This window comes from Arthrobacter sp. SLBN-112 (genome assembly GCF_006715225.1).
GTDB lineage: Bacteria > Actinomycetota > Actinomycetes > Actinomycetales > Micrococcaceae > Arthrobacter.
On the sequence record NZ_VFMU01000001.1, the window covers coordinates 1,040,722 to 1,064,700 of the forward strand.

Consider the following 23,979-nt stretch of genomic DNA (forward strand, 5'->3'; position numbering starts at 1 on the left):
AGCGTGGGCTACAGTACAGCAGACGTCACCGCGGTCGTCCCGGCCCGCAACGCGGAGCAACTGCTTCCGCGCTGCCTGGAAGCCCTGCGCCAGTCCGGTGTCGCCGAAATCATCCTGGTGGACGGGCTGTCCACCGACCGCACTGTCGAAATCGCCCGTGAGTTCGGCGCCCGCGTCCTCAGCGACGAGGGGCGAGGCCTGCCCTGGGCCCGGACGCTCGGTGTGCAAAGCAGCAGCACCCGCTGGGTCCTGCTCGTGGATGCCGACGTGGTCTTCGGTGCCACGGGAGTCGCGGACCTTCTCATTGAGTTGGTGGAGGACGGGTACGACGCTCTCCAGGCAGGCCTGGAGAGCGTCGCCGGCCCCGGTTACTGGGGGCAGGCCCTGGCGCATCACCACCGCACCGGGCGCAGCCGCAACTGGTTCGGACTTGTCGCGACGCTCGTCGACCGGGACCTGATGCTGGGCCTTGGCTTCGACGACGCATTCAAGTCGGGCGAGGACATCGAACTTCGGTGGCGGATGCGGCAGTCAGGCATGAAGACAGGGGTCTCACAGCGGGTCATGGTCGAACACAGGTTCGCAGCAGACGACTTTGACTTCGCACTCGACCAGTTCCTCATGGACGGTACGGGCCTTGGCCGGATGGTCCGCAAGCATGGCTGGGGCGGCGCCAGGCTGGCGCTCCTGCCTGCTGCCGCGGCAGTCCGCGGCAGCGCACTAAGCCTCGCCGCAGGCCAACCGAAATGGCTGCGCTATTACATCGCCTTCTGCTGGTACAACTATGCGGGTATGGCGAGGGGTTTAGGTCGTGACGGCTGAACGTGAGCTCGTTCCAACGGAGGCCCCGCCCGTCGTCCGGCACTCCCCCCTGCGCAGTTCGCTCGGGCTCGTCCTGGCCAAGGCTGCCCAGACGGGTACGGGGTTCGCCTTCTGGGTGGTGGCCGCGCACGCGACGTTCGACCGCGAGGTAGGGCTCACCACTGCTGCGGTTTCGGCGGTGATGATCTGTACGCAGCTTGCCGTCCTGGGCACCGGATCCGCCGTCATCGTCTCGGTGGGGCGGGGGGAGCCGCCCGCGCGGGTGCTGGACGCGGCGTTCGGCATCGTAGGCGTGGCCGGGACCGTACTGGCCCTCGGCTACCTCGTGCTGGAGTTGTTCGTGGCGCCGAACACAGCCCCGATGTCTGTCCTCTTCTGGATGACGTTCGTGGTAGCCGCCGTCACAGGAACGATGTGCACCGTGCTGGACCAGGCCCTTGTAGCGTTGGGACGCGGCAGCAGCGCAACGCTGAGGTACACGCTGGGCGGGCTGGTCTCGCTTGGGGCCGCTGCAGTGGTGGCATGGCTGGCCCACGGCGCCTCGGCCGACGTCCTGATGGCCTGCTGGACCCTCGGCTCGGCTGCCTCCTGCATCATCGGAGCTATCCAGCTGCGGAAACTGGTCGGCTACCGGCCGCGACCGTCCCTGCACCCTGCACGCGGGCGTTTGCTACTGAAGATGGGGATTCCAAACCAGCTCCTCACCCTCACCGAACGTGCCCCCGGGCTGGTGCTGCCACTCCTGCTTGCGCACCTGGTGTCACCGGAGGTGGCGGCGTACTGGTATCCCGCATGGATGATGGCCTGGGCTGCCTACACCGCACCAATGCTGATTGGCATCGTTCAATTCTCCGAGGGTGTCCGTGAACCGGCCCGTCTGGCGGCAACTACCTGGGCCAGTTTCCGTTGGTCCCTTCTTTTTGGTGGCCTCGCTGCCACAGTCCTCATCGTGTTAGCCCATCCTCTGCTCCATCTGCTGGGTGACAGGTACGCCAATGCCTCCACCAGCACCCTGCGGTTGTTGGCCGCCGGGGTGGTGGCATATGCAGTGCTGCAGGCCTACAACTCCGTTTGCCGGGTCCTCGGCCTTTATACGGAGTCCATTGCGGTCGGGGTGATCCTCGGCGCGGCCCTCTGCGCCTCGGCCCTGTTGGCCGCTGGCAATGGCTCCAGCGCCATGGCCCTTGCCTGGCTGGTGGTGCTCTCCGTCGGGGCCGTCATTATCGGACTCCGGCTTATAGCTATTCTCCGCCGCACCAAAAAGGAGGCATCATGACCAGTACGCTGAAGGAGACCATCCGCCCCCAGGCGCGCTGGAAACCCCGCGATATCTGGTGTGCAGTGGCCGGCGGGGTGTCGCTCGCGCTGGCTGTGTGGGCCGCCTCCACGGTGGCACTGCCCGTGAACAGCGACCTGGGGCTCGTCGGCGTGCTGCCCTTCCCGTTCTGGGCAGGGGTGGTGATCCTCAACGTCGCCTTCGTCATGGCGCTGCGGGGGGATGCCGCAGGCCCGGCACGCAGCCCGGTCATGGTGTGGCTCCTGGTGGTATTGGTGCTCGTTCTCTTCGGTGCCGCAGTCTTCGTGACGGACGTACCCCGGGGTGAAGTCGCGTTCCGCCATCTCGGCATCGCGGACGCCATGTCGCGCAATGTGGCGATCGACCCCAACATCGACGCGTATTTCAACTGGCCGGGCTTCTTCGCCCTCCTGGCAACCGTGCTCGGGGCCGCCGGGCTCGATCCCGTGACCCTTGCACTCTGGGCACCGGTATTTAATGTGGGTCTGTGGCTCGTGGGCGTGGCCGTGGTGACACGCTGCCTGACGAGCGACCCGCGACGGCGCTGGCTGGTGCTCTGGCTCTTTTGCCTCGGCAACTGGCAGGACCAGGACTACCTTTCCCCCCAGGCTTTCGGCTTCTTCCTGTACCTGGTGGTGGTGGCGCTGGCCCTCGGTCCGCTGGCCGCAAACGCCCCGCCCTTCCGCGGCTTCCGGCGCGCCGACCTCGCAGCGTGGTGGCGCGGCCGGTACCCGGCCGAGCCCCGTCCGGGTTACCGGGTGGCTGCCCTGGCCGCAACCCTCCTGCTGATCGTGGTCATTTCTGCGAGCCACCAACTCACGCCGTTCATGGTACTTATCGCCCTCACCGCCCTTACCTTGAGCGGACGTCTCCTGCCCAGCAGGCTGCCCCTGATTGCCGGCGTCGTACTGATGCTCTGGCTCGTCTTTCCCGCAAGTACGTACCTCGTGGGACACCCGCCCCTGGCGGACGCAGGCTTGCAGACCGCCATCGAAGCGAATGTCGTCGACCGCACGAACGGGACTGCCGGCCACGTGCTGGTGGTGCAGGTCCGGATAGCCCTCACCCTCCTGCTGTGGACCCTCGCCGCGATAGGAACGGTGCGCGACTGGCGCAGGTGGCGTCTCGACATCCGGGTGCTCCTGCTCGCCGTCACCCCAGTATTCCTCTTTCCCGCACAGTCCTATGGAGGGGAGATGCTTATCCGCATATCGCTGTTCGCGCTCCCCTTCGTTGCGCTGCAGGCGTCTTCGGTCCTGCTTCCGACCAACACCGGATACCGGCCTTCTTCCCGGGTTGCGGGAGGCCTTGTGCTCACCTGCCTGGTATTCGTCGGGATGACCGTGACAGGCCGCTTTGGCAACGCACAGTACGACGTGTTCACCGACGACGAGATAGCCGCCATCACCACCCTGGACCGCATGGCACCCCCTGGCTCAGCCATCATCTCGGCTGCCCATCCAACGCCATGGCGCAACACGGACTACCTCGGACACCGCTACCGGACCATTGAGGACCTCTGCCCACCCGATCTGTCCGCCGCAACGTGCGGGCCAGTGGTCTATCACTACGCCAAGCACAATGCTGCCGGCAGCTATCTGCTTCTCATGACTTCGGCGGAGTCGAGCCTGGTAGTCCAGGGTCAGACCACCACAGGCGGATTCGAGGAGCTTGAGGCCTGGCTCGATGCCCAGGACGGCGTTGAACTCGCCTACAGCAATAACAACGCACGCGTATACAGGGTGGAACCATGAACTTCCGAGAATTGAGCCGGCCTACGGTGGCGCTGGGCATTGCGGCCGTGGTGCTGTCCCTGGTTACGCTGGTCGGGTTGCCGACACCGCTGCAGGCGGTCGCCGCGATAGGCGTCCTCATCCTGCTCCCGGGACAGGCGCTGGCCCGGCTCGTCCCAACCACCGACGGCGCACTTGGCGTGCTCCTCGCCCTGGGACTCGGCCTGGCCACACTCACTGCAGTGTCCACGGCCATGTTCTACCTCACCGTATGGTCGTGGCAGGCGTGCGTCGTGACAATGGCCGTCGTTACTGTCCTCGCCTGCCTGGCGCGGGCACGGCAGGAGGTCGCATCATGATCGAACTGGCAGGGGTGCTTGCAGCCGCCGTGCTGCTCGTCACCCTCGTAACCCTCGAGGTCCGGCGACTGGGACCAGACACCGGGCCAAACACCGGGCAAACCACTGGCCAGCCCGCAGGCCCTACGGTCCAAAACCGGGCAAGGAACACCAGGATCACCGTCGGTGTCATGTGGGCGGCTTTCCTGCTCCTGCTCCTGCCGCGCGTCCTCGGACTGCTTACGTGAGCCTGAGGCGGGCGGCGCGATGGTTGCTTCTCAGCGACCTCCACTTGGACGTGTCCGACGACGATCCCCGCCACCCGGGCAGGGTGTTGCCGGAGTTCATCAGCCGCCAGGTGCCCGCAGCCCCAGGTGCGCAGCAGCACCTGGTCTTCGTTGGTGACACCTTCGAACTCACAGGGTTGAACGAGGCTGAGAGCCTGGCCCGGCTTGAATCCATCCTCGCCCGGCACCCGGACACGTTCCGGGCACTGGAGGCGTGCGCGGCGCGCGGCGTCCAGCTGCACTTCGTGTGCGGGAACCATGACGTGGAGCTGGCCCGGCCCTCCGTGGCCGCGCGGCTGTCCGCGCTGCTGGCTCCGAACGATCCGACGCGGGTCCGGGTGCATCCGTGGCTCTTGTACGTCCCCTCCGTCCTCGTGGCCGAGCACGGGCACATGCACCACGCGCTGCACCGGATACCCGAGGTGCTGCGGACCGCAGTCAACGGCACCGACGAGCTGGACCTGCCGCCCCTCGCTGCCTGGCACGCCCAGCCGACGGGATCTCGCCTGAACCGTGCCGGCGCCGTCGCCCGGGCCTGCCTGGCGTCGGAGCGCGCGGAACGCCGTATCCGCCGCCCCGAATACGACGAGCTGCTGCAGACCGAATCGCAGCGGCTCAGGCTCAACGGGACAGCAGTACGCGAGCTGGCACGTCTGTCCCGGTTCCGTACGGTGTCGGCGCTCCCGCTCACTGCCACCCGCATGGTGCTGGCGGCCACCGGGCGCAATGTCAGGGGCGGCCAGGCTCCTGCTGCGGCAGCCCGCGTGGCCGGAATTCTTGACACGCACGCCTCCACGGTTGCCTGGTACATCTCAGCCCACACGCACCGGGCGCTTGAAGCGGCGCTGGAGACATCGTCAACCCGGTACATCAACACCGGCACCTGGTCATCGGACATCCGCGGCCAGGGCCCGGATGTACTGGACCGCCAGGCTTTCCCCTATGCGCTGATCGATGTAGCCGAGGACGGAACCACCAGCGGCGGGCTGCGGTACTGGCGCGCGGACGGCCGCTGACCCCCACCTTTGCAGCTTTGCAGCGCGGCAGACAGCTTTATGGCGCCGCGGGACGGCACGCGCAGCGGGCTCGCCGCGGGACGGAACGACCAGGTAGCTGATGGACCTCCCAACAGGAAAGACCTCTTAGGTTGGTAGGAACCTAAGAGGTCTTTCCTGTTGGCGACGTAAACGGCCTTGCCTAGAAATCCACCCTCATTGGACTTCCCGCCACACCGCACCCTGCGGAGTGGCGCTGGTCAGCTGGGTGGAGGAGGAGTGGGCCAGCCGGCGGCCCCGCAGATAGCCAGCTGACGTGAAGGCCAGCACCGCCAGGACCGAACCCGCACGCCCCAGTCCCATGGGGTTGTCGCCCCGGCTCCAATCGCGGATTCCCGAGAACACGGCGCGCGGGAGGGTGCTGCGGACATAACGCCGCTCGGGGCCCAGGGCCCGCTTGTGCCCCACAACGTGGCTGACCTGCGCTTTGGAGAGACCCTCAGACCAGGACCTCGAGAGCATGTAGCGTACAGTCCCCCGCTCCTCCGGCACGTGATGCCGGACCAAGGCGGCAGGTTCGTAAACGATCCTGGAGCCGGGTGTGCCCATTGTGGAGCGGATACAGATCTCTGTCTCCTCGCAGCCAAGAGGCAAATTGCCCTGCCGGCCAAGCGCAATGTTGAAACCGCCAACCTGCCGGAGGACGTCGAGCCGGAAGGACATGTTTGCCCCGATGAGGTTCCGGACTTCGGAGGCAACCGTGGGCATTCCCCGGTGGCTGCATCCGACGATCCAGTCGAGTTCCTCACCGAAGTAACCCGGGCGGCCGCGGTCCCATACGGGCTCGACCCGGCCACCAACGGCCAGCACATCCGGATCGTCGTAGAGGACCAGCAGGCGCTCCAGCCAGTTGGGCATGGCCACGGCATCATCGTCGAGGAAGGCCACGATGTCGCCCTCGGCCAGTCCAACGCCCGTGTTACGTGCGCCTGAAAGGCCGGGAGGGCCTTCGCTCTGCACCACCGTCACGTCATCGACAATCGCCAGGAGCCGTTCGTAGAGGTCCTCATTGTGGTCAACCACCACCAGGATCTCCTGGGGGGCAACAGTCTGGGCGCGGACGGACTCAATAACATCCAGCAAAAGGTCCCAACGGCGCTCCGTGTAGGCGCAAATCACAATCGAAACGCTCGGACGGACAACTCGATCCAACATGTTAAGCCCCCTGAACCAATGCAAGAATGCTCTGCGGGTCGGTTGGGGTCCGCGGAACGCTGACGTTGGCATAGGCGTACTTGACCCGGCGGAGCGCTTCGGGCCGGGCGCCGGCCGTGGGTGCCTCCCACATGGTGCACTCGTGGGCAAGCTTCCTCAGGACCCGCCAGCCATCGCGGAATGTCTGCAGGTTGGATGCTCCGGAGATCCTGTCAAGTTCGATGCTGGGAACTTCCGCGATCCGAAGGCCGGCCCGCGCCGCCCGGACGATCAGCTCGGTCTCGATTTCGAATCCGTCTGATTCCAGCTGCAGGATCTCGAGGCATTCACGGCGAAACGCAATGTATCCGTAGCAAAGGTCGGAGTAATTGCTGTGCAGCACCGCGTTGGCCAGCTTGGTCAGCGCCTGGTTGCCGGCTTTCCGCAACCGGGTGAGGTCTTCCGATCCCCCACCGGTGACATGGCGCGAGCCCTTGACGAAGTCGTAGTCATGTTGGAGCGGGGAAACGAACCATCCGATCTCCTGCGGGTCCATGCTGCCGTCCGCGTCGAGCATGACAATGATGTCACCTGAGGCGGCGGCAAACCCTGAGCGAAGGGCCACGCCCTTCCCCTTGCGTGGCTCATTGACAATGACAAGGTTGCCGCGGATGGCCTGGGCTACTCCCACGGTGTTATCGGTGGACCGGCCGTCCACGATGATTACCTCATCAACGTAGGACGGCATCCTGCGAAGGACCCATGGAATGTTCCTGGCTTCGTTCAATGTTGGAATGACGACGCTGACGGAGGCCTTACCGGGCTCCGCGCCCTGCATCGCTAGAGTTATTGGGAGCTGGATGGAAATGGACAAATACCTCACCACTTCATGACGTGTGCGGATAGTTACAATGAACCCGCCCGCTTGGAAGCCGAGCGCGACTTTGACGCTTTATCCGGTCATGGGTCTGGTCTCGGGCCCCAGCTCTCGTTAGCCTTTGACTCTGGCCGTGACGAAAGCCTATTTGGGCCTCTTTCGAGTGTCACCAGTAGCGAGTACTCAGTTTCTACAGCCAGGTTCCCTGTAATAAGGCAAGTACAGGGTTATAGGACTGATGCGGATATTAGGTATAGGGGATATTGCCTTGCCCAGGCTTTTAAGTAGGGGGCGGGGCATCCAACTCTTCGTGATTCAGGCTGCACAGGTGGTGCCAACGCGGCCACCGGCGCGCTGGCCGCGGTTCCCGGGCCTCATCGGGGGCCGGCGGCCAGGTTTCGCCAACGGAGACGGGGCCTTGAGTAATTATGGGCCCAATCTTGATGCAATCCAGCGGCAATTAGCGCGATGCCGGGTTTATATTCTCATGTATCGGGCTGCGCGTTGGGGTGGCGGGGCCGGCAATTAATCGGGCATTACAAGAAAGCGGTCTCCTTCTTCGACGATTGGGGACGCCATGCCGCTTGTGGGTCGAAACAAAGAGATTGACCGGATTCTTTCCGCGATCCGCGGGCCCAAGGAAACGGCCTTGGCAGTCGTCGGCGGCCGGGGTATGGGCAAATCAGCCCTGTTATCCGGAATACGCTCCCTTTCCGATTACCGGACAGTGTTCCTGTCCCCCAGCGCCGCAGAGTCCGGCTGGCCGCTGTCCGGGCTGACCGCGCTCCTGAACGAAATGGACGATCCGGTCCTCAACCGGGCCGCCGATGAGCTGGTGCGGTCCAGTGCGGAGACAGTGACAGTGCCTGCCGTGTCCGCCATGCTGCTCAGCAGCCTGCACCAGCGCCCGTCATCGCGGACCATCATCGTGATTGACGACGCCGACCAACTGGATCCGGCCACCCAGTCAGTCATTGGGTTCCTGGCACGGCGGCTGGCCGGCACGGAGGTGGTGTTGTTCGCCGGCATGCGGGAGGAACGTCCCGGGAGCCCGCTCAGCGGCCTTCCCGCGCTGCACCTGCGGGCAATGAGCCACAGCGATACCGTGCGGATGCTGGAAGGCATCCCCACTGCAAGGACCACGACGGCGGCGGCCCACGCAGTTGCCGCAGCCACCGGCGGCAACCCGCTTGCCGCCGTCGAGCTCTATAACCGGCTGCTGGCGAGGTATCCCGATGGCAGGTACGCCCTCCCTGTCCCGCTGTCCACCCAAAGCAGCTTTGACGCAGAACACGCGTCAGCAGTGGGGGCACTGCGCCCCGGTGCGTGTACTCTGCTGGACCTGCTCGCCCTCTCCTTCCACAGCGACGTCTCCACGATCGTGAAGATCCACCCGGAGGCGTCGACTGCGGCGGAGGAACTACTGACGGCCGGCCTGGTGAAGAGATCGGGACAACACCTCTGGATCGCGGACCAGCTGCTGCGGGGCCATGTCTACGCGGCCATGCCGGCGGGGGTCCGCACCGCCAACCACCGTGCCATGGCGGAAGCGGCACGGGACACGGACCGCCAGGGCCGCAGCTGGCACTTGAGCTTTACCGCCCCAGATGGTCAAACTCCCTTCCAGCTGCTCCGCCACGCGGTGCACCTGGTCCGGGGAGGCCACGTGCCTTTCGCCGTGGAGTTCATTGAGCGGGCCCTCACCCTCAACCCGTCGGAAGCGGAAACGGCTGAACGCCTGACCGGCCTGGCCGAACTGCTCTTCTCCCGTGGCGAATTGGTGTATGCGCGCCGGTACGCGGAATGGGCGCAGGGAGTGACGCGCAACCCCGCCCTGATCCTGCGGCTGACCGGACTGTCCTTCGAAATCCAGTTCGTCCAGGGCGCCGCCGTGCGGTGCAGCATGGTGCAGCGGCTTGTGCAGGAGTTTGGCCAGCACCATCCGGGATACTCAGCGGGATTGCTGGCCGTCGGCGCCCTGTATTACGCCGAGCGGTGGGAGCTGAAAGAGGCCGCTGAGCTGCTGCGGCAGGGCGGCGCATTCCGCGGCTCCGCATCCGTGCAGCACCTGGCCATGGCCGAGCACGCCAAACTCCTGCTCGAATCCATCAGCGGCGCGAGGTCCAACCCCGCGCGCAGGCACGAGCAGGCTGGCAGGCACGACCAGTTGGGCAGCGCACGGCAGGCCGGCCTCCTGCTGCGCGGCCGGGCCCTCGCTTACGCCGAGCAGCATGAAAGCGCACGTGAAATCTTCGCGATGCTCCACGGCTCCACCACACCGGAGCGCGCCAACTGGCGGCAAACTGCAGCCCTCATGGCCATTGATAATCAGATCCGGGCCGGAAACGTGGGAGCCGCCGTCAGGCTGATCGACGAACTTGAGCTGTCCGAACCCGGGATGAATTACCACCGGGGAACGCGGCACCTCTTCCGGGTTTGGCGTGCCTACTCGCTGGGTGACGACGAACTCGCGCGCGTCGAGGCCAGTGAAGCCCAACGGTATCTGCAGGCCGGGTACCACCCTGCCCTAACGGCGCAGCTGGCGGCCTGTCAGGGCAACTTTGCCCTCCTGCGGGGTGATCTGGCGGAGTCTGTTGCCCAGCTGTCCAGGGCAGCCGAAATTGGAATGGGGCTTGGCAATCCAACCCTGTTGCGCTGCGAGGCCGACCTGGTGGAGGTTCTGGTCCGCCTGGGCCGGCACCGCGAGGCCACGCAGGCCCTGCAGCGGCTCGAAAGCCGCTCGATGGGGCTGCGCTCACCGTGGCTGCTGATGGTGGTTGCCCGGAGCCGCGCCATGCTTGCCGACGGCGAGCAGTCCCTGCATCTTTTCAACCAGGCGCTCGAGGACAGGAACGGGAACAGGCTTGAGCGGGGCAGGACCCTGATGTGCTACGCGGAACGGCTGCATGCCTTCGGCCGGCTGCGCCACGCACGGGAGGCCTTGCTTCGGGCCAAGGTGATGTTTGATGAAGCCGGGGCAGATGCGTGGACCCAGCACGTGGACGCCCTTCTGCTGGACGATCGGTGGGAGCCCGCCCGCCCGCAGGGCAATCCGTCAATGCTGTTGCTCGCAGACCATGAGCGGTCACTGGCCATGATGGTGGCCCGGGGCATGCGCAACAAGGAAATAGCGGCCACGCTGTACGTTTCCGTCCGCACGGTCGAAGTACGCCTCACGGCCATCTACCGCAAGCTCGGCGTTGAGTCCCGGGCACAGCTGACCGCCCTTGCCGCGGGCAAGGGAACCACAGCGGTGCAGCCGTATGTCCTGCCCGTCCTGTGACTGCGCAGGTACCCGCAGTTTCCACATAGTTCCCGGGCGGGACCCACAACGCCTTCGATGTCCAGCCGGCAGATATGGGCCCTGCGCATATCCTTGTGCCACGTTCAGAGGACGTGAGGCACGGCCGGAAAGGTACAGCATGGAGCGGACCCCAGTAACGAACCCCCGGCAGGCTGCTGCCTGGGCGATCACGTGAGCGAACTGATCCTGGTAGATGCCAGTGGCCTGGCGCGTGAAGTGCTGGCCATGGTCCGCAGCAGCGGCCAGTACGACGTTGTTGGGCTGCTCGACGATGACAGGGAGATGGCCGGCGTCACGGTGGACGGCGCCCCCGTCCTTGGCAGTATCGACGATGCCGTGAACTACACGCACGCCTTCCTCCTGGTGTGCATCGCCGCGAGCAGGGAACGCGAGGCGGTGGTGTCGCACCTGGCCTCGCTCGGGATCGGCGAGTCGAGGTATGGCACTGCCGTGGATCCTTCAGTCCAGTACCCGGAGGGGTGCCGGGTGGGGCGCGGCAGCATCCTCCTGCGCAACGTCACCCTGACAGCCGCAGTCAGTTTGGGTTCCCATGTGGTGGCCATGCCATCCGTCACGTTCTCTTATGACGTCGATGTATCCGACTTTGCGACCTTTGCCGCCGGCGTTTCACTGGGGGGTGGCGTCAGGATAGGCAAAGGCGCCTATCTCGGACTGAATTCGAGCGTCCGGGAAAGAACGTCGGTGGGGGACTACGCAACGATCGGCGTGTGCGCGGGGGTGCTCAGCAATGTTCCCGACGGCGAAACCTGGGTGGGCGTGCCGGCCCGCGAGATTGATCACGGAACGTACAGCTACGGCAGGATCCGTTAGCGCTGCGCCGCAGTCCGGAAGAACAGCTCCGTCACAGCGGCCAGGCGGCGCGGATCCTCGACCCCGCACAGCTCCCGCGCAGAGTGCATGGACAGCAGCGGCACACCGACGTCCACGGTCCGGATTCCCAGCCGGGTAGCGGTGAGGGGCCCGATGGTGGAACCACAGGGCACCACGTTGTTGGACACGAATTCCTGGTATGGAACGCCGGCTTCGCGGCAGAGCCGCGCCCAGAAGGCGGCCCCAAACGCGTCCGTGGCGTAGCGCTGGTTGGCGTTGATCTTCAGCAGCGGACCCCCGTTCAGCACGGGATGGTTGGCGGGGTCGTGCCGCTCCGGATAGTTGGGGTGGACTGCGTGCCCGGCATCGGCGGAGAGGCAGAACGACGCCGACAGGGCCTGCCGCCGCTGGCTCACCGTTGCGCCCAGGCCGTCGGAGATGCGCACCAGCACGTCCTCGAGGATGGGCCCGCATGCACCCGAGCGGGAGTTGGAGCCGATCTCCTCGTGGTCGAACGCGGCAAGGACAGCAATGGGGCCGCCTTCAGACGGAGTCTCCGCATGGGCGGCCAGCGCCGCCAGGCCGGCATGGGTGGCTGAAAGGTTGTCCAGCCGCCCTGATGCGAAGAACTCCCCCTTGCCCCCGAAAACCGCAGGTGCCTGCGTGTCCGCAATGACGACGTCGTACCCGCCAATCTGCCCCGGATCAACGGATGCGCCGGCAACGGACGCTGCCAGCACACCCAGCAGGTCGGAGTCCGCCGGATTCCCCAGCCCCCACACCGGGTTCATGTGGCGCTGCTTGTCCAGCGTCAGCCCCTCGTTGGCTGCCCGGTCCAGGTGGATGGCCAGCTGCGGGAAGCGGAGCAGCGGCCCGGTGGCCGTGAGGTGCTCGGTGCCGTCGAGCAGCACCAGCCGGCCCGCGAGCCGCAGCTCGCGGTCCAGCCAGGAGTTCAGCAGCGGGCCGCCGTAGATCTCCACTCCGGCCTGGAGCCAGCCGTGGGCACCGGTGGTGGGCTTGGGCTTGAGCTTGAACGACGGCGAATCGGTATGCGCGCCCAGGATGTTGAATCCCGTGGCTGGTCCCGCACCTTCGGGGACCACCCACGCGATCAGGGCGCCGTCGCGGATGATGAAGAAGGAACCGGGCCCGCCCTCCCACGGCTGCAGCTCATCCAGGCGGGTGAACCCGGCCTCCTCCAGCCGCCGGCCCCCCTCATGCGCGGCGTGGAAGCTCGACGGCGATGCGCTGACATAGGCGCCAAGGTCCTGGATGTGGTCTGCGGCAGAGGAAGGCAAAGGCATGGTCCCGAGTCTAGCGAAGCGCCTACTCCGCAGGTGCCGATGCAGCCTCGGCTGCCACGGCTGGCTGTCCGGCGGTGGCCGGGCCCTTCCCGCGGTAGCGCAGGACGCCCAGCGCCACCACGATGGCGGCCAGTGCAAGCGAGAGCAGCAGGGACTCCCGGGTGGACTCCACGATCACCATGCCGATCAGCAGTGCCACGATGCTGATGATCGCTGCCCAGGTGAGGTACGGGAAAAGCCACATCTTCAGCTGCAGGTCCTTCGCTGCCGCTCCCATGCGCCGGCGGAGGACCAGCTGCGAGGCGGAGATGACCAGCCACACGAACAGTGCGATGGCACCGGAGGTGTTGACCAGGAAGAGGAACACCGTGTCCGGGGCAATGTAGTTCAGGCCCACCGTCACAAAGCCAACCACGGTGGAGGCGAGGACGGCGGCAGCGGGGACGCCCCGGCGGGAGATGCGGGTCCACGCACGCGGTGCGTCGCCCCGCGTGGAGAGGGAGAACAGCATGCGGCTGGCGGTGTAGAGGCCGGAGTTCAGGCAGGAGAGCACAGAGGTCAGCACCACGACGTCCATGATGGTTCCGGCGCCCGGGATGCCGAACAGTTCGATGACCGCTACATAGGGGCTCTTGGCCACGGAGGCCGAGTTCCATGGAAGCAGGGTGACTACCACGGCGATGGAGCCGATGTAGAAGACCAGGATGCGCCACACAGTGGACTTCACGGCCTTCTTGACCGCGTCCACGGGGTTTTCGGATTCGCCGGCGGCAATGGTGGCGATCTCGGCGCCAAAGAAGGAGAAGACCACCACGAGGATTCCGGCGAGGACCGCGCCCGGACCGTTGGGCATGAAGCCGCCGTTGTTGATCAGGTTGCTCAGGCCGGGGGCCGGGACGCCGGGGATGAGCCCCAGGATGGCGGCGGCGCCGAAGATCAGGAAGAGGACGATCGCCGCCACCTTGATGGAAGCGAACCAGAACTCGAACTCGCCATAGGACTTCACCGAACCGAGGTTGGTGAGCGTCAGCAGCACCATGAGGACCAGGGCCCAGACCCACTGGTCAATGCCCGGCACCCACCGGTGCATGATGGCCGCACCTGCGGTGGCCTCGATGCCCAGGACGATGATCCAGAACCAGGCATAGAGCCAGCCGATACTGAACCCTGCCCAGCGGCCCAGTGCCTTGTCAGCGTACGTGGAGAAGGAGCCGGTCTCCGGGTTTGCCGCGGCCATCTCACCCAGCATGCGCATGACCAGGATGACCACCAGGCCGGCGGCAGCATACGCGACGAGGATGCCGGGGCCCGCCTGCTGGATCGCGGCGCCCGAGCCGACGAAGAGGCCTGCACCGATGACGCCGGCGATGGCGATCATGGACAGGTGCCTGGGTTTCAGGGACTTTGAAAGTTGCTGGTCAGCATGCATGGAAGCGCCGTCCTGTTGGGGAAATAGCAGAGGTTGAGCGGGGTGCCGTGGCGGACCACCGGGGACCGTGTGATGCACCACATCGTCGTTTCACCCTAGGTCCGCCATTATGCGCCTTGCTTTGTGCACTCCAACAGATCTGATTGTGCCCAACAGGACGTGACTCCAAGCAGGAACCATGAGGGGCAAATAAAGTTTCCTCCCAGGCACTTTTGTAATGTGCCGGAAACCACGCGCCGTTCGTTCCTTGCGCGGCGGACGCGGGGGTTTCCCCTAGACGTCCCGCCGTTTCAGCAGGACTGCGGCGAGCAATACGGGGATGACCACCCAGCCGCCGAGGACCAGCGCCGCCTGCCAGGCTTCCAGTGTGTCGGGAACGTGCTGGGCGGCCGTCAGCGGCTCAACGGTGTTGCCCGGCAGGTACTTCCGGGCCTCCTTGAAGAAGTCCCCGGGGATGAGCTGGAAGGCGATGGGCGCCACAAAGAAGATGCCCACCAGGCTCATGATGCCGCCGGCGGAATTCCTGATCAGCGTGCCGAGCGCCATGCCGATGGCGGCGACGGCTGCCACGTAGATGCTGTTGACCAACAGGAGCTTCAGGGACTGTGAACTGCCAAGATCCAGAGTGAGCCCGTAGTTGTCCAGGATGGGCACGGCCACCAGCCCCGCCACCCAGGTGGACACGGCAGTGACCACGAACGATGTCACCATGACCACCACGAGCTTTGCCGCGAACGCAGGCAGCCTCCTGGGCACGGCGGCGAAGGTGGACCGCGCCATCCCGGTGGTGAATTCCGAACTCATGAGGAGCACGCCGAGGGACCCAAGGATCAGCTGGGCGAAGGCGATGCCGGAGGTGGGCACGCTGACGGCAAGGTCGCCGCCCTGCGATGCCATTCGGGCCGCGGCCTGCGGATCCCGCGTAGCGGCGTCGGCGAACTGGCCGGTCCCCCATGCGGACAGGGCACCGAAACCGACCATGACCACCACGGTGGAAGCGAGCAGGACCAGCGTGGAAAGGAGGCTGCGGAACTTGATGACTTCCGAGTTCAGCACCCGGAGGAACGTGGGGCCGGGCAGGGCGCGGCCCCCGTTGCGGACGTTGCGGCCCCCGGCGGATGCTGCAGGTTCGGGCGGGGACGTGGATTCAGTGGCCATTGCGTTCATTACTTGCTGACCTCCGCAGCGGGAAGGGAGTGGTATTCGACGTCGTCCTTTGTCAGTTCCATGTAGGCCTCCTCGAGGCTGGCGACGAGCGGCGTGAGTTCGTAGATCATGACCTGGTTTTCCAGGGCGGCTGCCGCGATGGTTCTGGGCTCCAGGCCCGTCACTTCAAGCATTTCCCGTTCCGGGACGTCGATGGATGCTCCCCGTGCGGCAAGAAGCTGGTGGAGCCGGCCAGGCTCGTCCGTGCGGACGCGGACCCGGGCCTGGCCCTTGCCCGTGATGATGTCGCGGATGGGTGCGTCGGCAATCACGCGGCCGCGTCCAATGACGATCAGGTGGTCCGCGGTCTGCGCCATCTCGCTCATCAAGTGGCTGGAAAGGAACACCGTGCGTCCCTGCCCCGCGAGGTAGCGGACCAGGTTCCGCACCCAGACCACACCTTCCGGGTCCAGGCCGTTCACGGGTTCGTCGAGGATGAGGGTCTGCGGGTCCCCCAGCAGGGCCGCCGCAATGCCCAGCCGCTGGCCCATTCCCAGGGAGAAGCCGCCGGCCTTCTTGCGTGCCACGGCGTCCAGCCCCGTCATTTCAATGACCTCATGCACCCGGGACTTGGGGATGCTGTGTGTGGCAGCCATGGCCAGCAGGTGGTTGTAGGCGCTGCGGCTGGTGTGCACGGCCTTGGCGTCCAGCAGTGCACCCACTTCGCGCAGGGGTGCCTTGTGCCTGACGTAAGGGAGGCCGTTCACGGTGACAGATCCCGACGTCGGCCGGTCCAGTCCCATGATCATCCGCATGGTGGTGGACTTTCCTGCGCCGTTGGGGCCCAGGAAGCCGGTTACTTGCCCTGCCCGGACTGTAAAGCTGACACCGGCCACGGCGGTTTTGGCGCCGTATACCTTTGTCAGCCCTTTTGCCTCGATCATGGAGAATCCTTTGCATCGCAGCGCGCGGCTGCGGACGGTGGTTGGTGGGTGTTCACGCCCTACGCTACCGACGCCGGGCCAGGTTTTCCCCGGAATCAGGGATGATTCAGGGGAGAATCAGGGTTCGACTCCTGCCGCCGCGACTGGTCAGCGGCGCGGTGAGTAGTACGTCAGGGCCCGCGGCCGGATCCGGTAGGCCACACTGCGCACTCCCGCCAGCGCTTCTCCATCCACTGCCAGCGCCATGGGTGCGCCGCCGGCGTCAATCCTGACCTCCGCGGCCTCCCGCAGATGGGTGATGCGGGAACTTGCAACCGTGCCTGTCAGCACGGACCACAGCAGCCGCACCCGCGCGAAGGATTCATCGGCGGTAATCATCCGCACATCCAGCATCCCGTCATCCATCACCGGCCGGAAAAGAGGCGCATGGTCCCGGGGGTAAAACCGGCCCCGGCCCAGATAGGCGATCCACACCTTGTGCACCACTCCGTCCACGGACAGGGTGATGGGGGTGCCCGCGGCAAAGGTCCTGAACATCGCCACGACGCCGGCCAACGGCTTCCCCAGCGCCGGCTGCAGGTGCTCCCGCCGCCGCACGAAGTTCGGATACAGGCCGATGCTTGAGGTGTTGAGCATAACCAGTTCGGATACCTCGGGGCTTCCCGCCAGGCCACGTTCCGCGGTTACGACGCCGATGTCAGCCAGGGCCGCATCACCTTTGCCCGCCGCTTCCACAGCATCCTTCAGGCTTCCCGTCCCCGCGTCGCGGGCAAAGTGGTTCAGGGTTCCCCCCGGCAGGACCAGCAGGGGAATGGAACGTTCGACAGCGGCTGCGGCCGCCGCTCCGACGGTTCCGTCCCCGCCCCACACGCCAAGGGCACGGGTGCCGGGGAAATCAGCGGTGGCGGCAATCCGCTGCAGCAGGTCCTCATCCGGCTGCACGGTGTTTATATGTGCCTTGGGAAATACTTCTTTGAGCGCGGAGGCGGTCTCCTCCTTGAACGATCCACCCAGAGTGTTGACCACGATGCTCAAGCCCTCGCCGTCCGGCAGTTCGGGTGCACTGGTCCAGGCCCTCGTGGTCTGAGGTATCGGCGGACGGACCGGCCACCAATGCCGGGTCACCAGGGCGGCGCCGGCACCAAGCGCTGAACCGAAGAGGACGTCCGAGGGCCAGTGGGCGCCGGTGTGCACTCTTGAATAGGCAACTCCCAGGGCGGCGGGAGCCAGGGCGGCACCCACGGCGGGGCGAACAAGGCCGGCGCCGACGGCAAACGCTATGGCAGACGCTGAATGCCCCGACGGCATGGACGAGCTCGTGGGCTGTGGATGCACGAAGCGGAAGACCGGCAGGTGCTCGGGGAGCGGGCGGGTCCGGGGGAGCAGGGTTTTGAACACCACGTTGGTGACCGCGGAGGCCACCCCTTGGGCAAGCAGGCCATGCAGTGCGGCCCTCCGCGTCTTGCCTGGAAAGAGCGCCAGGAGCGCCGCCGCCCCCATCCACAATTTGCCCTTGTTGGCTGAGGCTGAAAGCCGGCGGAAGAAGACGTCGTGGTTGCCGCCCGGCAGGTTGGATACATGCTTGAGAAGGTATCTATCGAGGCGGCTGATCCAGCTTCGTCCCCGCGGCCTTGCGCTTTGCATGTCATCACCCTAACCCCAACGGCTACTCCCGCTCAGCGGCTTGCTCCTCCGTCCGCAGAGGCCTGGCGGCTCCTGCCAGAAGCAGGGCCACCAGGATGGGCGCCGTGATGGCCAGCAGGGCAGTGTGGATGCCCGTCAGATCCCCGAGGTAGCCCAGCAGCGGCGGTCCGGCGAGGAAGGATATATACCCGAGAGTGGATACGACTGATACGCGGGCGGCGGAGTGCTGTGGGTCATCGGAGGCAGCGGACATGCCCATTGGGAAGGCCAGGGCGGCCCCTACGCCCCAAAGGGCCGCACCGATGCCGGCGAGCCAGATGTTGGGGGCCAGCACAAAGAGACCCAGTCCGGCAGCTGCAGCGGCCATGCTGGCCCGCAACACGGCGACCCGTCCGTACTTGTCAATGACGCGGCCACCGAGGAACCGCATTGCCGTCATGGCCAGGACGAAGAGGGCGAACATGAGCGCCCCGGTTGACTCGGAGGCCGCGAGTCCGTCCACTGTAGCCTTGGCAATCCAGTCGTTGCCCGCGCCTTCAGTGAGGGTGGCGCCCAGGACCACCACGCCAATCAGCAGCGTCCTGCTGTCCCGCCATGCGGAGGGTCCCTTGGCCGGCTTTGGTTCCCCTTCGGCGGCCGCCGTTGAGATGTGGGGAAGGAAATAGCGCGGAACCACCAGGGCCACGAGCACCACCACGGCGGCAATCACCAGGAGATGCAGCGGGAGGTCGATGCCCAGGGTGGAAAGCCCTGCACCCACGAGGGCTCCGACGAATGCGCCGCCGCTGAAGGCCGCGTGGAACTGGGGCATGATGGTGCGGCGAAGCTTATGCTCAACGTCGGCCCCTTCGATGTTTTGTGCCACGTCCCAGAGCCCGATGCCAATGCCAAAGAAGAACAGTGACACCGCCGTCCCTGCAATGGAGGTGGCTGAGAGTGACAGGGCAATGCCCACGCCTGCCGCCGCCGCCAGCAGGCCGGCAAAGCGGACCGTGTTGGCGGTGCCAATCCTGCCGACCACCAGGCCGGCGGTGGGGAGTGCCAGCAGGGAGCCAACGGCCGTGCACAGCAGCAGCGTGCCCATTTGGCCGGACGTGATGTGCAGCGTTTGCGTGACGGCAGGGATCCTGGCCGCCCAACTGGCGAAGACCAGTCCGTTGATGCCGAAGACCACGAACGTGGCTGCGGCGGCCGCCCTCAGGCCGGCCTGCTGTTCGGTGCCGGTATTGGTGCTCATACGCTCACTACTTCCACTGAGTATTTTTCGAGTTCGGCTTTGTCCCTGGCGCTGAATTGCCGGTCCGTCACGATCACGTCCACCCGGTCCAGGCCGGCGACGAGTACCCGGGCAGTGGCGTGCCACTTTGCTGCTGAGGCGGCCACCACCACGCGCGCGGCCGATTCCAGGCCGGCTTTCTTTACCGCTGCATCGTCGAGGTCGTGGGCCAGCAGGCCGTCGTCGAAATCGAGGGCGCAGGGCGTGACCACCGCGGTGTCAAAGCGCAGCGACCTGATGTTGGACTCGGCCAGGGGCCCGCGGAAACAGAGTTCGCCGGGCACCACGCTTCCGCCGGGCAGCAGCAGGGCAGGGCGGGCGTCCCCGGCACTGTCCCCGCCGGCGGCTGCATTGAGGGCCTGCAGGGACATGGGCATCAGGGTCAGTTCCCGGCCAAGCGCTGCCCGCGCCACCTCCGTTGCCGTGCTGCCGCTGTCAAGCCAGACGTGTTCACCCTGGACCAGCAGACCCGCCACGGCAGCTGCAATGCGCTTCTTGGCGTCCCGGTCCTCCAGTTCGCGCTGTCCGTAACCTGGGTTCTGCCCGTGGCCGATCAGGCTCCTGGCACCCCCGTGGACCCTGCGGAGGACGCCATGGCCGGCCAGTACTTCAAGGTCCCGGCGGATGGTTGCACCGGAGGCGGCGCAAGCCTGCATCAGGTCTTCGACACTCACCTCAGGCTGCCGCCGGAGAATCTCGGCAATCGTTCGATGCCGCTCATCGGTCTTCATGAGCAAATGCTAACAGTTCGTGATCATTTGCTCACTAAGAAAAAGCCATACTTTGTTTGCTCCATCAGTTACGGCTGCTAAACCATCGGTAAAACAGCCATATCTGATAGCGCATCCTCTCACCGTGCGCGCTGCACCCTCTGTTCGTCCCATACCGGCTCGGCAGACTCGAACACTTTGCCGTCGGAGCCGAACACCAGGAACCTGTCGAAGGTCCGCGCGAACCAGCGGTCGTGGGTTACCGCCAGGACCGTTCCTTCGAAGTGGTCAATGGCCCGTTCCAGTGCTTCAGCGGAGTGCAGGTCCAGGTTGTCCGTGGGTTCGTCGAGCAGCAGCAGGGTGGCGCCGCTGAGCTGCAGCAGCAGGATCTGGAACCGCGCCTGCTGGCCGCCGGAGAGGGACTCGTACTTCTGTTCCGACTGGCCAGCCAGGCCGTATCCGTCCAGGGCACCGGCGGCTGCCTCCCGGCCAAGGCCGGAACGGTGTTCATCGCCGCGGTGCAGGATCTCCAGCAGAGTCTTGCCCAACAGATCGGGACGGACATGGGTCTGGGCAAAGAATCCAGGCCGGATCCTGGCCCCAAGTTTCACGGTGCCTTCGTGCGGTACCTCGGCAATCTCGACGTCTGACACGGGCAGGTGCTCGCGTTCGGGGTCGGTGCCGCCGGTGGCCAGCAGCCGCAGGAAGTGTGATTTTCCGGAGCCGTTGGAGCCCAGCACGCCCACGCGGTCGCCGAACCAGACCTCCGTGGAGAACGGCTTCATCAGGCCGGTCAGTTCCAGCTGCTCCGCCACGATGGCACGCTTCGCGGTCCGCCCGCCCTTGAGCCGCATCTGCACGTTCTGCTCAATGGGCAGTGCCTCCGGTGGCCCCACTTCAAGGAACTTGGCCAGCCGGGTCTGGGCGGCGTGGTACCGGTTGGCCATATCGGAGCGGAACGCGGCCTTGTTCTTGTACATGTTGACGAGTTCCTTGAGCTTGATGTGCTCCTCGTCCCAGCGCTTCCGCAATTCCTCGAACCGTGCATTCCGGTCCGCCCGCGCCTCCACATAGGATGCGAAGCCGCCGCCATGGATCCATGCGGCGGCCCCGTTGATGCCGGGCTCCAGGGTGACAATGCGCCCGGCGGCGTTGTTCAGCAGTTCCCGGTCGTGGCTAATGAAGAAGACGGTCTTCCTGGACTCATTCAGCTTCTCCTCCAGCCACCGTTTGCCGGGCACGTCAAGGTAGTTGTCCGGTTCGTCCAGGAGGAGGAGGTCGTCCGGTCCGGCGAACAGTGCTTCCAGCACCAGCCGCTTTTGCTCACCGCCGGAAAGGGTCGACGCCGGGCGGTGCTGTGCGCGGTCAAACGGCAGCCCCAGCGCGGCCATGCAGACCTCATCCCAGACAGTCTCGACGTCGTAGCCCCCGGCGTCCCCCCAGTCCACGATGGCCTGGGCGTAGCGCATCTGGGTGGGTTCGTCGTCGTGCTCCATCATGGCCAGTTCTGCATCATCTACCTCGCGGGCAGCAGCAGCCAGCGCCGGGGGAGCGGCCGACACCAGAAGGTCCCGGACGGTGGAGCCGTCCCGCACCTGCCCCACGAACTGGCGCATGATGCCCATGTTTCCCGAGCGCCCGATCACGCCCTCGTCCGGAACCAGGTCGCCGGCGATGATCCGGAACAGCGTGGTCTTGCCCGTTCCGTTGGGCCCGATCAGGGCGGTCTTGGTACCGTCCGGAACCTTGAAGGTCACCCCGTTCAGCAGCTGGGTGCCGTCGGAGAGGAAATAGTCGATGCCGGAAACGTCAATATGGGCCACACCGTCAATCCTCCCACGGCCGTCCCTAGCCGGCTGCGGTGAGGAACTGCTTCAGCAGCGGCCCGGAGGTGGTGGCACCCAGGCCGCCCTCCTCCACGAAGACGGCCACGGCCAGGTCGCCGTGGACCGCCACGATCCAGGCGTGGGTCTTTGGCGGATTCTCGTTGCCGAACTCGGCCGTTCCGGTCTTCGCCCCCACTGGCGCCCCGGGAACGCTGGACAGGAAGCCTGCGTGGCCCGACGTGACGACGGCACGCATCATGTCTGCCAGCGATGCCGCCTCCGCTGCCGTAATCGGTTTGTCAGAGGCCGTGGAGGGCGCCTCGGCCGTGGCGGTGGCGGATGGTGCGGCGGCGGGAGCAGTGGAGCCCGCCGTCGTTCCGGCAGCCGGCGCTCCGGCGTCGGCGTTGAGGACCAGTTGCGCGGAGACGGGGGCGCCCTTGGCCACCGAGCCTGCCATGATGGCCGCGGCCAGGGGGGAGAGCAGTACCTTGCCCTGGCCGATCATGGACGCTGCGTGTTCGGTGCCCTGGGCCTGCCCGGGAACGGAGCCGAGAAAGGCTTCCGCACCGAGTTTCGGTGCCTCGACCGCCACCCCCATGGATGTGGCGGCGGCTTCAAGCTGGCCCTGCGACACCGCGTCGCGCTGGGAAATGAAGGCCGTGTTGCAGGAGTGCGCAAAGGCGTCCCGCAGAGTCACTGCCCCCAGGGAGGTCTCCGGGTACCCTTCGGAGTTCTTGAACGTCCGCCCGTCCACCGTGAGCGTGGGGGTGCACTGGACGGTGGAGTCCGGTGTCATCCCGTTGCGGAACATGGCCAGGGAATCCACCATCTTGAAGATGGAACCCGGGGCGTACTGCCCCAGCATCGCCGTGTTGTAGCCGTTGCTGCCCGGCCCGGAAGCCGCTGCCAGAACGGCACCGGTGGAAGGCCGAAGGGCCACGATGGCTGACGCCGGCCCCACTCCCTCCAGGGTGCTCTCAGCCAGGGTCTGCAGCCGCGGATCAAGGGTGGTCTTCAGCGGGGTCCCCGGCTTGGGCTCCACCTGGAAGAGGACGCGGCGGGGGTCGGTGCCCGCGGATTGGATTTGTTCGCGCGTGAGGTCCGCACGCTGTGCCCGGATGACCACGGCGTCCGATCCGCGAAGCTGTTCGTCGTATTGCTGCTGGAGCCCGCCAATGCCCGTGACATCGCCGGGAGCCAAGGCACCATCCGACGCCTCGATCTGTTCGGCCGTGGCCTGCCCCACCGACCCGAGCACGGCACGGGCGAACGTCCTGCTCGGAGCCAGGGGGATCGATGCCGGGATGCCGCGGGCGCCCGGGATGGCCCGGATCTGCTCATCGGAGATGGTCCGGCCTTCCTCACGGAGGGTGATGGCGGGAACAAAGGCCTGGGCACCGGCTGCCTTGACCTGCTGCACGTAGGCGGCAGGATCCACCCCTACAAGGGCAGCCAGTTTACCGGCGGAATCGGCGGGGTCCGTGGCGCCCAACTGGGGCTTATCGATGCCCACATTCACCACGGGACGGTAGGTCACCAACGGGACGTCCCCGGCGCCAAGGATGTCGGCACGCTGGGGGGACTGGGATCCCTTGGTCACGATTTCACTGTCCCCGAGGCCGGGCGCCAGGAGGGCCGGATCCCAGACGGTGAGCCATTTGTCCCCGGACTTCTTGAAGTTTGCCGGGATGGTGTACTTCCACTCCGCGTCGCCGAACTTCCAGGCGTAGTTCAACGGTGCGGAGGCCTTGTCGCCGTCCAACGTCAGTCCGCCCGCCTGGACCTGGGGCTTTTGCGGATCCAGGGCCGCGAAAACCTGGTGCAGCTGGTCGTTGGCTGCGGCGGCCTCCTTGCCGTCAAAGGCCACCGACCCTACATCGAGGGCCGAGACTGCGCTGGCCAGCTGTTGTGCCGCGGCTTCGGCGCCGGATTTTCCGTCATCGCAGGCCACCAGCGAAGTTCCCATGATGAGCGCAGCTATGGCAAGCGAAAGTTTTGTTGATTTCCCCATCGCGCCATTAT

19 protein-coding genes are annotated in these 23,979 nt (G+C 66.0%); 8 read left to right on the forward strand and 11 right to left on the reverse strand.

Translation table 11 applies throughout. The annotated features are described in order from the left end of the window. The first annotated feature begins 3 nt into the window (after positions 1 to 3). Genes FBY33_RS04865 through FBY33_RS04890 form a run of 6 tightly spaced genes read left to right on the forward strand, consistent with a single transcriptional unit; the run spans position 4 to position 5,493 of the window. Positions 4 to 822 carry a glycosyltransferase gene (locus tag FBY33_RS04865; RefSeq protein ID WP_142029542.1) on the forward strand — a complete coding sequence of 273 codons (819 nt, stop codon included), beginning with the start codon at positions 4 to 6 and terminating at the stop codon, positions 820 to 822. Beyond that, positions 812 to 2,098 (forward strand): polysaccharide biosynthesis protein, encoded by a 1,287-nt coding sequence (locus FBY33_RS04870; protein ID WP_142029543.1) that lies wholly within the window; start codon positions 812 to 814, stop codon positions 2,096 to 2,098. Before FBY33_RS04865 ends, FBY33_RS04870 begins: the two co-directional genes overlap by 11 nt. Continuing rightward, on the forward strand, positions 2,095 to 3,873 hold the full coding sequence (locus FBY33_RS04875) for a glycosyltransferase (RefSeq protein ID WP_142029544.1): 1,779 nt from the start codon (positions 2,095 to 2,097) through the stop codon (positions 3,871 to 3,873). The genes FBY33_RS04870 and FBY33_RS04875 overlap by 4 nt, the downstream gene beginning before the upstream one ends. Next, positions 3,870 to 4,211, forward strand: coding sequence for a hypothetical protein (locus FBY33_RS04880; RefSeq protein ID WP_142029545.1), 342 nt, complete (start codon positions 3,870 to 3,872; stop codon positions 4,209 to 4,211). Before FBY33_RS04875 ends, FBY33_RS04880 begins: the two co-directional genes overlap by 4 nt. After that, entirely contained in the window at positions 4,208 to 4,438 is a 231-nt protein-coding gene (locus FBY33_RS04885; protein WP_142029546.1) for a hypothetical protein, read from the forward strand. Before FBY33_RS04880 ends, FBY33_RS04885 begins: the two co-directional genes overlap by 4 nt. Next, the gene (locus FBY33_RS04890) at positions 4,435 to 5,493 is read left to right on the forward strand and encodes a hypothetical protein (RefSeq protein ID WP_142029547.1); all 1,059 of its coding nucleotides are present in this window, start codon (positions 4,435 to 4,437) and stop codon (positions 5,491 to 5,493) included. The genes FBY33_RS04885 and FBY33_RS04890 overlap by 4 nt, the downstream gene beginning before the upstream one ends. A gap of 195 nt (positions 5,494 to 5,688) precedes the next feature. On the opposite strand, the gene FBY33_RS04895 is transcribed toward FBY33_RS04890, so the two are convergent. Together FBY33_RS04895 and FBY33_RS04900 are read right to left on the reverse strand one after the other, a co-directional pair. Next, positions 5,689 to 6,687 carry a glycosyltransferase family 2 protein gene (locus tag FBY33_RS04895; protein WP_142029548.1) on the reverse strand — a complete coding sequence of 333 codons (999 nt, stop codon included), beginning with the start codon at positions 6,685 to 6,687 and terminating at the stop codon, positions 5,689 to 5,691. A gap of 1 nt (position 6,688) precedes the next feature. Then, on the reverse strand, positions 6,689 to 7,504 hold the full coding sequence (locus tag FBY33_RS04900; protein ID WP_142029549.1) for a glycosyltransferase family 2 protein: 816 nt from the start codon (positions 7,502 to 7,504) through the stop codon (positions 6,689 to 6,691). 616 nt (positions 7,505 to 8,120) lie between these two features. Between FBY33_RS04900 and FBY33_RS04905 the strand changes: the two genes are divergently transcribed. Both FBY33_RS04905 and FBY33_RS04910 read left to right on the forward strand, forming a co-directional pair. Further along, complete coding sequence (locus tag FBY33_RS04905; protein ID WP_142029550.1) at positions 8,121 to 10,826, forward strand: helix-turn-helix transcriptional regulator; 2,706 nt, start codon at positions 8,121 to 8,123, stop codon at positions 10,824 to 10,826. A 192-nt stretch (positions 10,827 to 11,018) separates the two neighbouring features. Next, the gene (locus tag FBY33_RS04910) at positions 11,019 to 11,678 is read left to right on the forward strand and encodes a PglD-related sugar-binding protein (protein WP_142029551.1); all 660 of its coding nucleotides are present in this window, start codon (positions 11,019 to 11,021) and stop codon (positions 11,676 to 11,678) included. Here FBY33_RS04910 and FBY33_RS04915 read toward each other — a convergent pair. The 9 genes from FBY33_RS04915 to FBY33_RS04955 all read right to left on the reverse strand — a co-directional run bounded on the left by FBY33_RS04915 (position 11,675) and on the right by FBY33_RS04955 (position 23,968). Further along, positions 11,675 to 12,982: a M18 family aminopeptidase gene (locus tag FBY33_RS04915; RefSeq protein ID WP_142029552.1), complete on the reverse strand. Its 1,308-nt coding sequence runs from the start codon at positions 12,980 to 12,982 to the stop codon at positions 11,675 to 11,677. The two genes, FBY33_RS04910 and FBY33_RS04915, sit on opposite strands and share 4 nt — an antisense overlap. 22 nt (positions 12,983 to 13,004) lie before the next feature. Further along, on the reverse strand, positions 13,005 to 14,411 hold the full coding sequence (locus FBY33_RS04920) for an amino acid permease (RefSeq protein ID WP_142029553.1): 1,407 nt from the start codon (positions 14,409 to 14,411) through the stop codon (positions 13,005 to 13,007). A 273-nt stretch (positions 14,412 to 14,684) separates the two neighbouring features. After that, complete coding sequence (locus tag FBY33_RS04925; protein ID WP_442858318.1) at positions 14,685 to 15,569, reverse strand: ABC transporter permease; 885 nt, start codon at positions 15,567 to 15,569, stop codon at positions 14,685 to 14,687. Positions 15,570 to 15,577: 8 nt separating this feature from the next. Then, positions 15,578 to 16,501 (reverse strand): ABC transporter ATP-binding protein, encoded by a 924-nt coding sequence (locus FBY33_RS04930; RefSeq protein WP_142029555.1) that lies wholly within the window; start codon positions 16,499 to 16,501, stop codon positions 15,578 to 15,580. 147 nt (positions 16,502 to 16,648) lie between these two features. Further along, positions 16,649 to 18,145: a bifunctional phosphatase PAP2/diacylglycerol kinase family protein gene (locus FBY33_RS04935; protein ID WP_142029556.1), complete on the reverse strand. Its 1,497-nt coding sequence runs from the start codon at positions 18,143 to 18,145 to the stop codon at positions 16,649 to 16,651. Positions 18,146 to 18,167: 22 nt separating this feature from the next. Continuing rightward, a complete protein-coding gene (locus tag FBY33_RS04940) occupies positions 18,168 to 19,382 on the reverse strand; it encodes an MFS transporter (RefSeq protein WP_142029557.1) in 1,215 nt (404 codons plus the stop codon). Further along, on the reverse strand, positions 19,379 to 20,152 hold the full coding sequence (locus tag FBY33_RS04945) for a DeoR/GlpR family DNA-binding transcription regulator (RefSeq protein ID WP_142029558.1): 774 nt from the start codon (positions 20,150 to 20,152) through the stop codon (positions 19,379 to 19,381). Before FBY33_RS04945 ends, FBY33_RS04940 begins: the two co-directional genes overlap by 4 nt. A gap of 119 nt (positions 20,153 to 20,271) precedes the next feature. Beyond that, entirely contained in the window at positions 20,272 to 21,954 is a 1,683-nt protein-coding gene (locus FBY33_RS04950; RefSeq protein ID WP_142029559.1) for an ATP-binding cassette domain-containing protein, read from the reverse strand. 25 nt (positions 21,955 to 21,979) lie between these two features. Further along, positions 21,980 to 23,968 carry a penicillin-binding transpeptidase domain-containing protein gene (locus FBY33_RS04955; RefSeq protein WP_142029560.1) on the reverse strand — a complete coding sequence of 663 codons (1,989 nt, stop codon included), beginning with the start codon at positions 23,966 to 23,968 and terminating at the stop codon, positions 21,980 to 21,982. Positions 23,969 to 23,979 lie beyond the last annotated feature (11 nt).

Bases quoted from the DNA above. Each gene is read 5' to 3' on its own strand.
- FBY33_RS04920 (WP_142029553.1), bottom strand. From the start codon at position 14,411: ATGCATGCTGACCAGCAACTTTCAAAGTCCCTGAAACCCAGGCACCTG.
- FBY33_RS04955 (WP_142029560.1), bottom strand. From the start codon at position 23,968: ATGGGGAAATCAACAAAACTTTCGCTTGCCATAGCTGCGCTCATCATG.
- FBY33_RS04895 (WP_142029548.1), bottom strand. From the start codon at position 6,687: ATGTTGGATCGAGTTGTCCGTCCGAGCGTTTCGATTGTGATTTGCGCC.
- FBY33_RS04880 (WP_142029545.1), top strand. From the start codon at position 3,870: ATGAACTTCCGAGAATTGAGCCGGCCTACGGTGGCGCTGGGCATTGCG.
- FBY33_RS04945 (WP_142029558.1), bottom strand. From the start codon at position 20,152: ATGAAGACCGATGAGCGGCATCGAACGATTGCCGAGATTCTCCGGCGG.
- FBY33_RS04925 (WP_442858318.1), bottom strand. From the start codon at position 15,569: ATGGCCACTGAATCCACGTCCCCGCCCGAACCTGCAGCATCCGCCGGG.
- FBY33_RS04875 (WP_142029544.1), top strand. From the start codon at position 2,095: ATGACCAGTACGCTGAAGGAGACCATCCGCCCCCAGGCGCGCTGGAAA.
- FBY33_RS04940 (WP_142029557.1), bottom strand. From the start codon at position 19,382: ATGAGCACCAATACCGGCACCGAACAGCAGGCCGGCCTGAGGGCGGCC.
- FBY33_RS04905 (WP_142029550.1), top strand. From the start codon at position 8,121: ATGCCGCTTGTGGGTCGAAACAAAGAGATTGACCGGATTCTTTCCGCG.
- FBY33_RS04915 (WP_142029552.1), bottom strand. From the start codon at position 12,982: ATGCCTTTGCCTTCCTCTGCCGCAGACCACATCCAGGACCTTGGCGCC.
- FBY33_RS04900 (WP_142029549.1), bottom strand. From the start codon at position 7,504: ATGCAGGGCGCGGAGCCCGGTAAGGCCTCCGTCAGCGTCGTCATTCCA.
- FBY33_RS04930 (WP_142029555.1), bottom strand. From the start codon at position 16,501: ATGATCGAGGCAAAAGGGCTGACAAAGGTATACGGCGCCAAAACCGCC.
- FBY33_RS04935 (WP_142029556.1), bottom strand. From the start codon at position 18,145: ATGCAAAGCGCAAGGCCGCGGGGACGAAGCTGGATCAGCCGCCTCGAT.
- FBY33_RS04885 (WP_142029546.1), top strand. From the start codon at position 4,208: ATGATCGAACTGGCAGGGGTGCTTGCAGCCGCCGTGCTGCTCGTCACC.